This is a genomic window from Halorubellus litoreus, from assembly GCF_037081675.1.
GTDB lineage: Archaea > Halobacteriota > Halobacteria > Halobacteriales > Natrialbaceae > Halorubellus > Halorubellus litoreus.
Genome location: NZ_JAZAQL010000001.1, coordinates 909,586 through 925,432, shown reverse-complemented (window position 1 = coordinate 925,432; position 15,847 = coordinate 909,586). Strand labels below are relative to the sequence as shown.

Sequence of the window (15,847 nt, the reverse complement as noted above, 5' to 3'; positions counted from 1 at the left end):
GCGTATTCGGCGGTCTCAAGTACTTATTTGGGTGTTTCTGTGTGACGTAGTGCCGTACATAGTCATCCATGAACATCGTACAACGCCTGAAGGCGGTCGGCCCCGGCGCGATGGTGGCCGCCGCGTTCATCGGACCGGGCACGGTAACGACCGCGAGCGTGACTGGCGCCGAGTTCGGGTACGCGCTCCTCTGGACGATCGCGTTCTCGGTCGTCGCGACCATCGTCCTCCAGGAGATGAGCGCGCGCCTCGGCCTCGTCTCCCGCGAGGGCCTCGGGGAAGCGCTCCGCGAACGCTTCGACAACCCCGCGGCGCGCTACACCGCCATCGCGCTCGTCGTCTCCGCCATCGGCATCGGGACGGCCGCCTACGAGACCGGGAACATCATCGGCGGCGCGTCCGGGCTCGCCGTCATGACGGGCGTCAGCGAGAACGTCTGGGGGCCGCTCATGGGGGTCTGCGCGGGCGCGCTCCTCTGGACGGGTCGCTACAAGCTCATCGAGAAGGCGCTCGTCGGCCTCATCGCCATCATGGCGCTCTCGTTCGTCCTCGACGCCATCCTCATCGGCCCCGACGTCGGGAAGATAGCAACCGGGTTCGTGCCGTCGGTCCCCGACGGCTCCGCGTTCCTCATCACGGGCCTCGTCGGCACGACCGTCGTCGGGTACAACCTCTTCCTGCACGCGAGCAGCGTCCAGGAGCGCTGGGACGGCCCCGGCGACCTCCCGGAGTCCCGGGCCGACACCGTCCTCTCCATCGTCCTCGGCGGCGCGATCACGTGCGCGGTCCTCATCACGGCCGCCGCGGCGTTCCCCGTCGGCACCGAGATCGAGAACGTCGGGACGATGGCCGAGCAGATCGAGCCGCTCGTCGGCACGCACGCGAAGGTCCTCTTCAGTATCGGGCTGTTCGCCGCCGGGTTCACGAGCGCAACGACCGCGCCGCTCGCCGGCGCGTACGCCACCGCGGGCGCACTCGGCTGGGACGCCGACCTGAAGTCCACGCGCTTCCGTGCGGTCTGGGGGAGCATCCTCCTCGTCGGCGTCGTGTTCTCGGCGCTCGGGTACAGTCCCGTGCAAGCGATCGTGTTCGCGCAGGTCGCGAACGGCCTCCTGCTCCCGATCGTCGCCATCTTCCTCATCTACGTGATGAACGACGGCGACATCCTCGGGAGCTACACGAACTCGACAGTGCAGAACGTCCTCGGCGCGGTCGTCACGCTCGTCGCGACGTGGCTCGGCCTCCGCACGCTCCTCTCCATCCTGGGGGTGCTCTAAGTGAGCGACCGAACGCACGTCGGCGTCGACGTCGGCGGCACGTTCACGGACGTCGTGCTGTCGACGGCCGACGACGACCTCGTCACCGCGAAGGTGCCGACGACGGGCGACCAGAGCGTCGGCGTCGTCGACGGCATCGAGAAGGCCTGCCGCGAAGCGGGCGTCGAGCCGAGTGACGTCGACGAGTTCACGCACGCGATGACGGTCTCCGTGAACGCACTCCTCGAGGAAGCGGGTGCGGCGACGGCGCTCGTCACGACCGAGGGGTTCCGGGACGTCCTCGAGATCGCGCGCCAGGACCGCCCGGACCTCTACGACTTCGACGAGACGCGACCCGACCCGCTCGTCCCGCGACGCCGCCGGTTCGAGGTCGCGGAGCGAACGACGACCGACGGCGTCGAGGAACCGGTCGCGGCGGAAGACGTCCGCGCGGTCGCCGACCGCGTCCGCGAGAGCGACGCGGAGAGCGTCGCCGTGTCGTTCTTGCACGCGTACCAGCACCCGGAGAACGAGCGGCGCGTCACCGAACTGCTCCGCGAGGAACTCGACGTGCCGGTGTCGGCGAGCCACGAGGTGCTCGCGGAGTTCCGCGAGTACGAGCGCACGTCGACGACGGTCGTGGACGCGTACGTCAAGCCCGTCATCGACGCGTACCTCGGCCGACTCGAGGAGCGCGCCGCCGACCTCGAGGTGCCCGCCCCGCGGATCATGCAGGCGAACGGCGGTATCGCCAGTGCGGGGACGGTCCGCGACCGCCCCGTCACCACGTCGATGTCCGGGCCGGCCGCGGGCGTCGTCGGCGCCGCCGCGACGGCGAGCGACGCGACCCGCGACCTCGCCGGCCTCGTCACGTTCGACATGGGCGGCACGAGCAGCGACGTGAGTCTCGTCCGCGACGGTGACGCGGAACGCACCACGGACGCCGACATCAACGGTCGCCCCATCCGAGTGCCGATGGTTGACGTGAACACCGTCGGCGCCGGCGGCGGGTCGAAGGCGTGGGTGGACGAGGGCGGCGCGCTCCGCGTCGGCCCGGCGTCCGCGGGCGCCCAACCCGGCCCCGCGTGCTACGGTCGCGGTGGCACCGACCCGACGGTGACGGACGCGAACGTCGTCCTCGGGTACATCGGCGGCTCCAGCGCACTCGGTGGCGAACTCTCGCTCGACGAGGCCGCCGCCGAAGACGCGCTCGCCGCACTCGCCGACACCGCCGGCCTCGACGACGCGCTCGACGCGGCCCGCGGCGTCTACCGCGTCGCGAACGCGAACATGACCCGAGCCATCCGCGCCGTCACCGTCGAACGCGGCCACGACCCGCGAGAGTTCGGGCTCGTCGCGTTCGGCGGCGCCGGCCCCATGCACGCCGCCGCGCTCGCCGACCGACTCGACGTCGACACCGTCGTCGTCCCGCGCGCGTGCGGCGTCCTCTCCGCGTACGGCCTCCTCACCGCCGACGAGAAGCACGACGCCGTCCGCACGCTCCGCGAACCCTTCGACTCGCTCGACCGCGAGCGCGTCGAAGCCGCGTACGACGACCTCGCCGCGACCGTCCGCGCCGACGTCGCCGACGCGGGCGGAGACGACGCCGCCACCACCGGTACGACCGACGCGACCGTCGAACGCGCCGCCGACGTCCGGTACGCCGGCCAGAGCTTCGAACTCACCGTCCCCGTCGACGACGACTTCGACGCCGACGCGGTCGCCGAACGGTTCCACGACGCGCACGAATCGACGTACGGGTACCGGATGGACGACCCGCTCGAACTCGTGAACGCCCGCACCACCGCCGTCGTCGACCGCGCCGACGTCAGCGTCCAGTACGACTCCAGCGGCGACCCAGTCAAAGGCCAACGGCAGGCGTTCTTCGACGACGCGTTCCACGACACGACCGTCTACGACCGCGAAGCACTCCCAGCGGGCGCGACCGTCGACGGCCCCGCCATCCTCGAACAGCACGAGAGCACGGTCGTCGTCCCACCCGCCTGGACCGGGACCGTTCAACCGGACGGAACGTTCGTCATGACGAACGGAGGTGACGACGCGTGAGCGAGTCCGAGTCCGCCGAGGAACTCGACGCCGTCACGCTCGAGATCCTCCGGAACCAGTTCGAGGGCGTCGCCGAGGAGATGGGCCAAGTACTCATCACGAGCGCGTACTCGCCGAACATCAAGGAACGCCGGGACTGCTCGACCGCGCTCTTCGACGCCGACGGCCGCCTCGTCGCGCAAGCCGAGCACATCCCCGTGCACCTCGGCGCGATGCCCGCCGCCGTCGACGCCGTCCTCGCGAAGGACCCCGACCCGGGCGACGTCTGGGTGCTGAACGACCCGTTCCAGGGCGGCACGCACCTCCCCGACGTCACCATGGTGTCGCCGGTCACCGCCACGGACTCGGCGGACATCCTCGGGTACGCGGTCTCGCGAGCGCACCACGCCGACGTCGGCGGACAGAGCCCCGGGAGCATGCCCGCTGGGGCACGCGAGATCTACCAGGAAGGCCTGCGGCTCCCGCCGGTCAGGCTCGCGATCGACGGCGACGTGAACGACGACGTCATGGACGTCATCCTCGCGAACGTCCGGAACGCCAGCGAACGCAAGGCGGACGTCCGCGCACAGCTCGCGGCGAACGACCGCGCCGAGGAGCGCGTCCGCGACCTCGTCGCCGAACACGGCCGGGACTGCATCGAGAGCGCGTTCGACGCCGTCATGGACTACTCGCGCGACCGCATCACCGCCGAACTCGACGCACTCCCCGACGGCGAGTACCACGCACGAGACGTCCTCGAAGGCGACGGCCAGACCGACGAGGACATCCCCATCGAGGCGACCGTCACCGTCGACGGCGCCGACGTCACCGTGGACTTCGCGGGGACCGCCGACCAGGTCGACGGGAACGTGAACGCGCCGCTCGCAGTCGCGACGAGCGCCGTGTACTTCGTCGTCCGCTGCGTCACCGACCCCGACATCCCCCCGAACCAGGGGTGCTACGACCCCATCCACGTCGAGGCACCCGACGGCTCGCTCCTGAACCCGAACGCACCAGCGGCCGTCGTCGGCGGGAACGTCGAGACGAGTCAACGCGTCACCGACGTCGTCCTCGCCGCGTTCGCCGACGCCGCCCCCGAACGCGTCCCGGCGCAAGGCCAGGGGACGATGAACAACCTCGTCGTCGGCAGCCGCGACGCCGACGGCTTCAGTTACTACGAGACCATCGGCGGTGGCGCCGGCGGGCGTCCGACCGGCGACGGCACCGACGGCGTCCACGTCGGGATGACGAACACGCTCAACACGCCCATCGAGGCGCTCGAAGCGGAGTACCCGCTGCGAGTCGAACGGTACGGGCTCCGCGAGGGCAGTGGCGGGGACGGCGAACACCGCGGCGGCCTCGGCATCGTGCGTTCCGTGACCGTCGAGGCGGACGCGACCGTGTCCCTCCTCACTGAACGACGGCGGCACGCACCCAAGGGTGTCGCCGGCGGCGAGGACGGCCAGCCCGGCGAGAACCGCATCGACGACGAGTCGGTCCCCGCGAAGACGACGCGGGATATCTCCGCCGGCACGACCGTCACCGTCGGCACGCCAGGTGGCGGTGGCCACGGCGACGCCGCCGACCGCGACGACGAGGCGCGCGAGACCGACCGCGCGGACGAGAAGGTGTGACCGTGCCGGCAGACCGAACGAAGCTCGGCGTGGTCGTTCCGTCGTCGAACACGACCGTCGAACGCGAGTTCGCGACCGTACTCCGCGACGTCGACGACGTCTCCCTGCACGTCGCGCGGATGCCGCTCGAGAACGTGACCGTCGACGAACTCGACGCGATGGCCGACGACGCGAGCGCCGCCGCCGACCGCCTGGCGGACGCGAACGTCGACGTCGTCGCGTACGCGTGCACGACCGGCAGCCTCCTGCACGGCCCCGGGTTCGACGCGGAACTCGAGGACGAACTCGCGGACATCACGGGTGCGCCAGCGGTCGCGACCGCACGCTCGGTGAAGCGTGCACTCGCCGCGCTCGACGCCAGCACTGTCGCGCTCGTCACGCCGTACACCGACGACCTGAACGACCGCGAGGTCGAGTTCCTCGACGCGGAAGGCATCTCGGTCGCGACCGTGGACGGCCGCGGTATCGAGTCGAACGCCGCGATCGGTGCGCTCTCGGCGACGGACGCCGCGCGACAGGTCCGGAACGCGCTCGGTTCCGGTGGCGTCCGCGAACCGAGAGCCGACGCCGTGTTCGTCTCGTGCACGAACTACGCGACGTTCGACCTCCTGCCGGCGCTCGAACGAGAGTTCGAGCTGCCGGTCGTCTCCAGTAACGCGGCGACGCTCTGGGACGCGCTCGAGGCCGCCGGAGAGACCGATGCGGCGGCGTCGGCCGTCCCTGGTCGTCTCGGCGAAATCACAGGTCGTTAAGAACCCGGGCCGAATCCCCCCGAGTATGAACCTGGTTGCGACGGTCGTCGTGGCGTTCTGGGCGATGCTGCCGGCGTACGTCCCGAACAACGCGGCCGTCCTCTTCGGTGGTGGTGCACCGATCGATGGCGGGCGGACGTGGGGTGGGCGTCGCGTGCTCGGCGACGGGAAGACGTGGCGCGGGACGGCCGGTGGGACGGTGACGGGCGTGCTGGTGGCGCTCGTGCTGTCGGCGGTCGCGCCGACGGTCGGCGACGCGCTCGACGTCGCAGTTCCGACGTTCCCGCTCGCGGCGGCGGTCGCGCTCGCGTTCGGGGCGATGCTCGGCGACGTTCTGGCGTCGTTCTTGAAGCGACGAACGGGTCGCGAGCGCGGTGCGGCGTTCCCGCTCGTCGACCAACTGGACTTCGTCGTGGTGGCGCTCGCGCTCGCGGCGCTCGTCGCGCCCGAGTGGTTCGGGACGTGGTTCACGCTCCCGGTGCTCGCCGTGGTCGTCGTCCTGACGCCGCTCCTGCACGTCGGGACGAACATGATCGCGTACCAGCTCGGACTGAAGGACGAACCCTGGTGAACCGTCTCGGGGTCGGGCTCCGAGCGACTCGCGTTGTTTCCGCCGTCGAGTCGCGTCGCTGTCTGGTGGTGGGGCTGACAGGCGACCAGGCTGGTGCCTCGTGCGGGTGGTCGCGCTCCCGTCTCGGCCGCGACGAGGCCGTGGTTACGTCACGCAGGTCGTCGCCGCGGGTTCGTACTTGAATCGTCGGTCGGGACGGCTCGCTGGTCGGGGACGCGCGGATTCCAGTTCGCTTATGCCGGTTCGTGGCGGGAGTTCTCGCAATGACGAACGACGACCTCATCGACGCGCTCGTGGCGGCTGACGCGGTGCAGTTCGGCGAGTTCGAGCTCTCGCACGGTGGAACGAGCGAGTACTACGTCGACAAGTACCTGTTCGAGACGAACCCCGAACCGCTTCGACTCATCGGCGAGGCGTTCGCCGAGCGTCTCGACGGCGAGACACCCGCGGGCGTCGCACTCGGCGGGGTGCCGCTCGTGGTGGCGACCGCACTCGAGGCGAACGTGCCGTACGTCATCGCGCGGAAGAAACAGAAGGAGTACGGGACGGCGAACCTCGTCGAGGGCCGGCTCGACGACGGCGAGGAGGTCGTGGTCGTCGAGGACATCGCGACGACCGGGCAGTCCGCCGTCGATGCGGTGGAGGCGCTCCGGGACGCGGGCGCCGAAGTGAACCGTGCACTCGTCGTCGTCGACCGGCAAGAAGGAGGGACGGAGAACCTCGCGGACGCTGGCGTCGAACTGGAATCGCTCGTCACCGCCGACGAACTCCTCGCGCACGTCGACGACTGAACGCCGGTTCGTCGCAGTCTCGCGGGCTCTCGGCGGTGAACGGGCCGTGTGAACGCTTCGAGAAGCATCGCAACCCTTTTGCTGGCACCGCGGATACGTTGAGGCACGATGGTAGGTGTCTGCTTTACACGCCGGGCTTTCGCCCGCTAACTCCCCCACCCTACCGTTCTCCGCGTTCGCAGATACCAACCAGCTCGTGGATTCCCAGTCACAACAATGTCACAATCAGAATCAGAGTCACAGATAACGGTCGTCCTCCCGGACGGCACGGAGCTTGCGGTCGACGCGGACGCGTCCGTCGAGGACGTCGCGTACGAGATCGGGCCGGGTCTCGGCCGAGACACGGTCGCGGGCAAGGTCGACGGCGACCTCGTCGCGAAGGAAGCGCCCGTGCACGACGGCGCGGAGATCGAGATCGTCACGGACGGGAGCGACGAGTACCGACGGGTGCTCCGACACTCGGCGGCGCACGTCCTCGCGCAGGCCGTGCTCCGCGAGTATCCGGACGCGAAGCTCGCTATCGGGCCGCCGACGGACGAGGGCTTCTACTACGACTTCGACGACGTCGACCTCGACGAGGGCGACCTCGCCGGTATCGTCGAGGAGATGGAGGCCATCGTCGAGTCGGACTACGACATCGAGCGCGAGGAGGTCTCGGTCGCGGAGGCCGAGGAGCGGTTGGCTGACCAGCCGTACAAGCTCGAGCTCCTCGAGGACCTCGCCGAGAACGACGAGACGGTGACGTTCTACTCGCAGGGCGAGTTCGAGGACCTCTGTGCGGGCCCGCACGTCGCGTCGACGGGCGAGGTCGAGGCGTTCGACCTCCGCGAGATCGCCGCCGCGTACTGGCGGGGCGACGAGGACAACGAGATGCTGACGCGCGTGTACGGGACGGCGTTCGAGAAGGAGAGCAAGCTCGAGGCGTTCCTGGAGCGCAAGGCGGAGGCGGAGCGTCGCGACCACCGGAAGATCGGGCGCGACATGAACCTGTTCTCCATCCAGGAGGTCACGGGTCCCGGCCTGCCGTTGTATCATCCGCCGGGGAAGACGGTGCTCCGGGAGCTGTCGGCGTTCATCGAGGACCTGAACCTCGACGCTGGCTACGAGTACGTGGAGACGCCGCACGTGTTCAAGACGGACCTCTGGAAGCAGTCCGGGCACTACGACAACTACGAGGACGACATGTTCCTCTTCCACGTCGGCGACGACGAGTACGGTCTGAAGCCGATGAACTGTCCGGGTCACGCCGCCATCTTCCAGGACCACTCGTGGAGTTACCGCGAGCTGCCCGTGCGGTACGCGGAGGACGGGAAGGTGTATCGCAAAGAGCAGCGCGGGGAGCTGTCGGGGCTCTCTCGCGTGTGGTCGTTCACGATCGACGACGGGCACCTGTTCGTGCGGCCGGACCAGATCGAGCAGGAGGTCGAGCAGATCATGGACGCGATCGACGTGGTGCTGGAGACGTTCGAGCTGGACTACGAGGTCGCCTTGGCGACGCGCCCGGAGAAGTCGATGGGGAGCGACGAGATATGGGAGCGCGCGGAGTCCATCCTCGAGCGCGTCCTCTCGGAGCACGAGGACGAGTACGTCATCGAGGAGGGCGACGGTGCGTTCTACGGGCCGAAGATCGACTTCGCGTTCGAAGATGCGCTCGGGCGAAAGTGGGACGGGCCGACGGTCCAGCTCGACTTCAACATGCCCGAGCGCTTCGACCTCTCGTACGTCGGTGAGGACAACGAGGAGCATCGCCCGGTCGTCATCCATCGCGGTATCTACGGGAGCTACGAGCGGTTCTTCATGGTGCTCATCGAGCACTTCGAGGGCAAGTTCCCGTTCTGGCTGGCGCCCGAGCAGGTGCGCGTTCTCCCGATCTCGGACGACAACCTCGAGTACGCGTACGAGGTCGCCGAGCAGTTCGACGAGTTCCGCGTGGAGGTGTCGACGCGCGACGCGACGCTGGAGCGGAAGATCCGGCAGGCGCACGACGACCGCGTGCCGTACCAGATCATCGTCGGTGACGACGAGGAAGCGGACGGCAACATCTCGGTGCGCGACCGGAAGGAGCGTCAGGAGTACGACGTGGAGCGCGACGCGTTCCTCGCGCACCTCCAGGCGGAGAACGGCGAGAAGCGCTTGAACCCGGACTTCCTCGCGGACTGAGCGCTCGCGTCGTCGCAGTTCGTTTCTCGTGTATTTCGGGGTCGACGAGCGGTTGCCGTGCGACGCCCGGCATCTGGTGGGATGGGTTCGGGGGCGGACGCGGGTGTGTCGAGTTGAAGCCTTTTCGTGTGCGGCGGGCGTAGCGGGGCGTGATGGAGCGACGTGGGGTGGTCGTGGGTGCGTTGGCGGTGGCGTCGGTGGCGCTCGCGGCGGGCGCGGTGTCGCCGTCGACAGCACCTGCTGGGGGTGGGAGTGTGACGTTCGGGGCGGGTGCGGGCGGTGGTGGTGGGGTGGCGCTCGGTGGCGTGCTCTGGCTGGTGGTGCTCGTGGCGCTGGTCGCGGGTGGGGCGTGGTTGCTCGTGGAGCGACTGCGGTCGGGCGGCGGTGGCGGGGAGCGGTTGCGGCGGCGGTTCGTCGCGCTGGTGCTCGCGGTGGCGGTCGTCGTGGCGGGCGTGCTGCTCGTGGCGGTGCGCGTGTTCGAGGACGGCGAGGGGCCAGGTGGCCCGGACGGTGTCGGTGGTCCGCTCGTGCAGGGGTCGCCCGAGAGCCTGCCTGCGACGGGTGGGCCGGGACCGGGCGTGGTCCTGGCGGTGCTCGTGGTGCTCGCGCTCCTCGTCGGCGGGTGGCTCGTGGTGCGACGACTGCGCGGCGACGACGGTGGCGAGCGCGTGGCGGACGAAGCGGCCGCGTCGGCCGAGGACGAACCCGACGACGCGGGAACTGACGTCGTCGACGGGACGGCGCTGGGGTCGGCGGCGGGCCGGGCAGCGGCGTACCTCGACGACGCGGGGTCGTCGCCGCAGAACGACGTGGTACGTGCGTGGCGGGAACTCGCGGCGGTGCTCCCGGTCTCGCGACCGGCGACGTCGACGCCTCGGGAGTTCGCGACGGCGGCGACGGCCGCGGGCGTCGACCCGGACGCGGTCGGGGAACTCACCGCGCTGTTCGAGGCGGTCCGCTACGGCGACCGCGACCCGACCGGCGAACGCGCCGAGCGCGCGATCGCGGCGCTCAAACGCATCGAGGCCGAGTACGGCGCGGACGAATCCACTGTCGACGAGGCGGACGCCGCCGGTGCCGCGCGCGACGAGATGGATGCTGCCGGTGCCGCGCGCGACGACGGGAACGAGGAGCGGGGGGAGGCGCCGTGAGGCGGTGGCTGGTCGCGGTCGGCGTCGGCGCGTTCGCGCTGGCGGGGGCGGTCGCGGCGACCGTCGGCGAGTCGACTGCTGGGAGCGTGCTCGGTCCGGTCGCGGCGGCGGTGGCGGTGGTGGCGGCGGCGTGGGTCGCGTACGCCGGTGGCGGTGACCGACTCGGACCGCTCCCGGCGGTGGAGTCGCCGGTCGCGAGCGACCCGCCGGGGGCGCGCCTGAACGTCGCGCTCGGTTCGCTGGTCGGACGCGCGCACGTCGAGTTGACGCCGCGCGGTGTGCGGGACGCGCTCCGGCGGGCGGCGACGGCGGTCGTCTCCGTTCGCGAGGGCGTCCCGGGGTCGGTGGCGCGCGAGCGCGTCGACGACGGCTCGTGGACGGAGGACGCCGTCGCTGCGCGGTACCTCGCGAGCGAGTGGTCGCTCCCGGAGTCGTCGGTCGCGGAGCGCGTCCGGGACGCGCTCGGCGTCGGCGGTGACCGGCCGGTGGTGGTCGCGGCGCGGGCCGCGGCGGACGCGGTGGCCGAACGCGCCGGCATCCACGGCGACGGTGACGCGCCGTCGTCGTCGTGGTTCCCGCCCGCAGCCGGGTTGGGTGCAGTCCCGCACACGGTCTCGCTGCCCGCGAGCGCCGCTGACGGCGGCGGTGAGGCGTCCGATGGCGACGGCGGGGAGGACGCCTCCGTGGGCGAAGACGCGGGGACGGTGCGTCGGGAGCGCGCTCGAACCGGCCGATACCGTGGCGCTGGCGCGTTCGCGCTGGTCGCGCTCGGCGTCGGGACGTTCGCGGGGTCGCCGGCGACGGCGTTCGCGGGCGCGGTCGCCGCCGCGTACGTAGCCTGGGGCGGTGCTGCGAGCGCCCCGAGCGTCGACCTCGCGGTGTCGCGGTCGCTCTCGACGACCGACCCCGACCCCGGCGAGCGCGTGCGCGTCGCGGTGACCGTGGAGAACGTCGGCGACGACGCCCTCCGCGAGTGCCGGGTCGTCGACGGCGTCCCGGCGGCGCTCTCGGTCGTCGACGGGTCGGCGCGCGCGCACTGCTCGCTCGCGTCCGGCGACGCCACCTCCTTCGAGTACGTCGTCGAGGCACGTCGCGGCGTGCACGCGTACGAGGGCGCGCTCGCGGTCGTCACCGACCGTGCCGGTGCAATCGAGGAGCGCCACGTCGTGCATGCGCCCGACGAACTCGAATGCGTTCCGCCGCTCGGCGACGCGACCCGGGACGTGCCGCTTCGCGAGCACACGACGCGGTACGCGGGGAACGTCGACACCGACGAGGGCGGGTCGGGCCTGGAGTTCTTCGGGACGCGCGAGTACCGCCGCGGCGACCCGCTCTCCAGGGTGGACTGGAACCGGTTCGCGCGAACGGGCGCGCTCTCGACGGTCGAGTTCCGCGAGGAACGCGCCGCGTCCATCGTCCTCGTCGTCGACGGCCGCGCCGCGGGCTACGTCGCCCCGGACGCGGGTGGACCGCACGCGCTCGACCGTGCGGTGGACGCGGCGGGGTCGCTGTACGACGCGCTCGTCGCGAGCGGGAACCGCGTCGGCGTCGCGGCGGTGTCGACGAGCGAGTGCTGGCTCCCGCCGGGGTCGGGTCGCGGGCACCGCGAGCGCGTCCGCGACCTCCTCGCGACGAACCCCGCGCTGTCTCCGGTGCCGGCGGCGCGGAACCTCCGCGTCACGCAGTCCGTCGACCGCCTGCGCCGTCGCATCCCGGACGGCGCGCAGGTGTTCTTCCTGACGCCGCTCTGTGACGACCGCGCCGCGACCATCGCGCGCCGGTTCGAGGCCGGCGGGCGCGCGGTGACCGTCCTGAGTCCGGACCCGACGCTCGCGCGAACGCCCAGTCATCGCCTCGCGCGCGTCGGCCGCCGCCTCCGCGTCACTGGCCTCCGCGGGTCGGGCGTCCGCGTCGTCGACTGGGCGTGGGACGAACCGCTCGGCGTCGCGCTCTCGCGGACGACCGTCTGGGGTGACGGCCGATGACCGACCGCGACGGGTCGACCGGGGGCGCCGAGGGGCGAGCGGTCGCGCCCTCGGGCGAGTCCGATGGGCTCGGAGCGACGAACCCGGGGTTCGTCGCGGCGGCCCTCGCTGCGGTGGTTGCGTTCGCCGCAACTGCTCCGGCGTCGTGGCTCGCGACGGCGGCGGCGGGCGGCGGCGCGCTGGCGCTGGCCGCTGGCGCGCGCCGGGGACGGGGACCGCTGGTTCGAGCCGGGAGCGTCGCGCTCGCCGCCGGGGCCGTGCTCGCCGGACTCGGCGGGGCGGCGCCGGTCGCGACGGCACTGGGTGCGTGGGGTGCGCTCGTCGCCTGGGACGGGGCGTCGTACGCGCTCGCGGTCGACGCTCAGGTCGGCACGGCGACGGACCGCGGGGTGGCGCTCGCACACGTCCGGGACGCGACGCTCGTCGGCGCGCTCGGGCTCGCGGTCGCCGCCGCCGCGTTCCTCGCAGGCGCCGGCGGCACGCCCGTCGTCGCCGGCGTCGCCATCGTCGCCGCCGTCGCGCTCGTCCTCGCGCTCGTCCTCGACTGAGTCGCGCCGTCGCCATCGTCGCCGCCGTCGCGCTCGTCCTCGACTGGGTCGCGCCGTCGCCGTGTCGCTCACCACCCGCCGAGCGTGCACGGACGTGCGCACAGCCCTCGCTCTCCGATTCGATGTATTCATAGTTGTGCAACCGCGCATATCCGCCATGAATCGAGCAGAGAAGGCCGCCTTGCAGCTTCGCGCGGTCTCCGTCCTCCGCATGCTCAAGGAGACCCGCACCTACGACGAACTGGCGGCCCTCACCGACCTGCCCGCCGGCGACCTGAACCGGTACGTGAACGGGCACGTCCTCCCGAGCGCCGACCGCGCCCGCGAGGTCGTCGAAGGGGTTGGCCGCGACGAACTCGCCGCCGAACTCGAGGAGCGCGTGCGCGTCGACGACGAGGGGTACGTCGACAACTCCGCAGCCGTCTTCGACCAGTCCTTCCTGGACCTCGCCGCGCCCGTCGCCGCCGACGCGTTCGACTTCGAAGCGCCCGACGTCGTCCTCACGGCCGCCACGGACGGTATCACGCTCGCCGCGGCGATGGCGAGCTACTTCGGCGCCCGCTGTGCGTACGCGAAGAAGACGAAGGAGACCGCGGTCGAGGAGTTCGTCGAAGCCCGCCAGCGCCTCCAGTCCGGCATCGAACTGACGTACTACCTCCCCGAGCGCGCGCTCGACGACGGCGACAGCGTACTCGTCGTCGACGACCTCATCCGGAGCGGCGAGACCCAGGAACTCCTGCTGGACATCGCACACACCGCCGGCGCGGACGTCGTCGGCGTGTTCGCGCTCATCGCCGTCGGCGACGACGGCGTCGACCGCGCCCGCGAGCACACCGACGCGCCCGTCGGCGCACTCACGCAGTTCTGAGCGACCGCGGTCGCGGGACAGGACCGCGCTCGCCCGCGCGAGCCGACCGGAGCGACGCTCAGACGTCGACGGCGACGAGGTCGTCGCGCGTCTCCCTGATGACCGCCGCGACCGCGGAGAGATCGGCGTCGACGTGCTCGGTGAGGGACTCCGTCGCGGTCAGCAGCCACTCCGCTCGCTCGACGGACCGCCGGACGTCACCGGGTTCGACGCCGTACTGCTCGCTGAGCTGCTCCACGTCCATCCCCTCCGAGACGTCCTCCAGGAGGAGTGCGGTCTTCAGCGAGTCCAGCCACGCCTGGTAGTCGCCGTCGAAGTCCATGACGTCCCGCGCGAGTTCGTCGCGTCGCCGCATCGCCGCGTCGCTCACCTGTCCGGCCTCGTCGTCGCGGACGTACACCGTCGGCATGTCTCGCGTATCACAGACGAGTTCGAGCACCGTGAGCGCGGTGACGTGCGGGAGCGTCGACGCGCGCTCCAATGCCTCGACGACGCTCGCGCCCGTCACGGGGTCGACGTACACGCGCGACACGAGGTCGCCGAGCGGCGTCGCACGCACCGACTGGCCGTCGCGCGCCAGCATCCCGACCGCGTCCAGGTACGTCAACACCTCGTCGACGACGTCGTCGATACCGCCATCGTCGCCGTCGTCAGCGGTCTCCTCCTCGCCGCCGTCGTCGCTCGTCGCGTCCACGTCGTCGTTGGCGTCCTCACCGTCGACGCCGCCGCCCTCGCGGCGCTGGTGCGCGTAGAACGTCTCGTCGAGGAGTTCCAGGATGGCCGCTCGCGAGTCCGCGAACCCGCTGGCGACGCTCGCGAGGACGTGCGTGCGGAGCGCGCGCTGGCTCCGGAGCTTCGAGCGCACCGGCTCGGGCTCGGCCTCGACGTACCGTTCGCGGACGTCGTCGACCTCGTGGCTCTCCGCGACCACGACCGCCTCACCGTAGGGGTCGAGGTGCGGACGACCGGCGCGCCCGAACATCTGGTGGACCTCCAGCACCGACAGCGGCTCCATCTCGCTGCCGTTCCAGCGCTCGTGGTCGCGGACGACCACCCGTCGGGCGGGGACGTTCACGCCCGCCGCCAGGGTCGGCGTCGCGACGATGACCTTCAGCTCGCGGTCGCGGAACGCGCGCTCGACCACCCTGCGCTGCTCGCTCGCCAGCCCAGCGTGGTGGAACGCGACGCCGTGCGCCGCACAGCGCGCGAGCTCCACGCCCGTCGCGGTCCGCGCCGTCGACTGCAGTTCTTCGGCGACGTCCGCGGGCGTCGCGTAGAACTCGTCGACGAGCGTCAGAGCGAGGTCCTGCGCGCCGCGGCGCGAGTTCACGAACACGAGGCACTGGCCGTCCTCGCCCTCGACGACGTCCGACGCGAGCGCGCGCGCCGCCCCCTGCTCGCCCGCCGGCACCCGCCGGACCTCGCCGTCGGAGAACTGCATCGCGTCGTCGGCGTACACGCCCGTCTTCAGGTCCACGGGCCGCCAGTCCGACGCGACCAGTTCGGCGTCCAGCCAGTCCGCGATCGCGCGAGCGTTCCCCACGGTCGCGGACAGCCCGACGAGCTGGACGTCCGGCGTCAACCGGCGGAGCTTCGCGATGGTGACCTCGAGCGTCGGCCCCCTGCCCTCGGCGTCCAGGAGGTGTATCTCGTCGACGACGACGCACGACAGCGCTTCGACCCAGCTCGCGCCGTTCCGGATCGCGGAATCGACCTTCTCGCTCGTCGCCACGACGACGTCGTGCTCGGCGAGGTCCTCGTCGGTCGCGTCGAAGTCGCCGGTCGCCATCCCGACGCTCACCCCGGGGAGCGCGTCGAACTCGTCGAACTTCTCGCTCGCGAGCGCCCGTAGCGGCACCACGTAGAGCGCGGGGCCGTCCGCGGTCAGCATCGCGAGTTCCGCGACGAGCGTCTTCCCGCTCGCCGTCGGGATCGCCGCGAGCACGCGCTCGCCGTTGCAGACGCCCGCTTCGACGGCCGCGACCTGCGTCGGGTACAGCTCCTCGACGCCCTGGGACTCGAAGTGCGCGACGAACTCGTCGTCCAGTGGAAGGTCGGCGACGTCCATCTGGCAGGGATTTCGGC

The 15,847-nt window shown here is 71.5% G+C and carries 12 protein-coding genes; 11 read left to right on the top strand and 1 reads right to left on the bottom strand.

Annotation, left to right across the window (positions count from 1 at the left end; all coding sequences use genetic code 11):
- Positions 1-68 precede the first annotated feature (68 nt).
- The 11 genes from VYJ16_RS04675 (at position 69) to VYJ16_RS04625 (ending at position 13,762) form a co-directional block, all read left to right on the top strand.
- Positions 69-1,277: an Nramp family divalent metal transporter gene (locus VYJ16_RS04675; protein WP_336349143.1), complete on the top strand. Its 1,209-nt coding sequence runs from the start codon at positions 69-71 to the stop codon at positions 1,275-1,277.
- The gene (locus tag VYJ16_RS04670) at positions 1,278-3,323 is read left to right on the top strand and encodes a hydantoinase/oxoprolinase family protein (protein WP_336349142.1); all 2,046 of its coding nucleotides are present in this window, start codon (positions 1,278-1,280) and stop codon (positions 3,321-3,323) included.
- A complete protein-coding gene (locus VYJ16_RS04665; protein ID WP_336349141.1) occupies positions 3,320-4,936 on the top strand; it encodes a hydantoinase B/oxoprolinase family protein in 1,617 nt (538 codons plus the stop codon). The genes VYJ16_RS04670 and VYJ16_RS04665 overlap by 4 nt, the downstream gene beginning before the upstream one ends.
- The gene (locus VYJ16_RS04660; RefSeq protein ID WP_336349140.1) at positions 4,933-5,688 is read left to right on the top strand and encodes a maleate cis-trans isomerase family protein; all 756 of its coding nucleotides are present in this window, start codon (positions 4,933-4,935) and stop codon (positions 5,686-5,688) included. The genes VYJ16_RS04665 and VYJ16_RS04660 overlap by 4 nt, the downstream gene beginning before the upstream one ends.
- Before the next feature lie 25 nt (positions 5,689-5,713).
- On the top strand, positions 5,714-6,259 hold the full coding sequence (locus VYJ16_RS04655) for a CDP-2,3-bis-(O-geranylgeranyl)-sn-glycerol synthase (RefSeq protein ID WP_336349139.1): 546 nt from the start codon (positions 5,714-5,716) through the stop codon (positions 6,257-6,259).
- 263 nt (positions 6,260-6,522) lie between these two features.
- A complete protein-coding gene (pyrE, locus tag VYJ16_RS04650; protein WP_336349138.1) occupies positions 6,523-7,050 on the top strand; it encodes an orotate phosphoribosyltransferase in 528 nt (175 codons plus the stop codon).
- Positions 7,051-7,266: 216 nt separating this feature from the next.
- On the top strand, positions 7,267-9,210 hold the full coding sequence (gene thrS / locus VYJ16_RS04645; RefSeq protein WP_336349137.1) for a threonine--tRNA ligase: 1,944 nt from the start codon (positions 7,267-7,269) through the stop codon (positions 9,208-9,210).
- 152 nt (positions 9,211-9,362) lie between these two features.
- A complete protein-coding gene (locus VYJ16_RS04640; protein WP_336349136.1) occupies positions 9,363-10,361 on the top strand; it encodes a DUF4129 domain-containing protein in 999 nt (332 codons plus the stop codon).
- On the top strand, positions 10,358-12,346 hold the full coding sequence (locus tag VYJ16_RS04635) for a DUF58 domain-containing protein (protein ID WP_336349135.1): 1,989 nt from the start codon (positions 10,358-10,360) through the stop codon (positions 12,344-12,346). Before VYJ16_RS04640 ends, VYJ16_RS04635 begins: the two co-directional genes overlap by 4 nt.
- Positions 12,343-12,894, top strand: a complete 552-nt coding sequence (locus VYJ16_RS04630; RefSeq protein ID WP_336349134.1) for a DUF7519 family protein — start codon at positions 12,343-12,345, stop codon at positions 12,892-12,894. The genes VYJ16_RS04635 and VYJ16_RS04630 overlap by 4 nt, the downstream gene beginning before the upstream one ends.
- A gap of 157 nt (positions 12,895-13,051) precedes the next feature.
- Positions 13,052-13,762: a phosphoribosyltransferase family protein gene (locus VYJ16_RS04625; RefSeq protein ID WP_336349133.1), complete on the top strand. Its 711-nt coding sequence runs from the start codon at positions 13,052-13,054 to the stop codon at positions 13,760-13,762.
- Positions 13,763-13,820: 58 nt separating this feature from the next.
- On the opposite strand, the gene VYJ16_RS04620 is transcribed toward VYJ16_RS04625, so the two are convergent.
- Entirely contained in the window at positions 13,821-15,830 is a 2,010-nt protein-coding gene (locus VYJ16_RS04620) for a DEAD/DEAH box helicase (protein ID WP_336349132.1), read from the bottom strand.
- Positions 15,831-15,847: the final 17 nt, after the last annotated feature.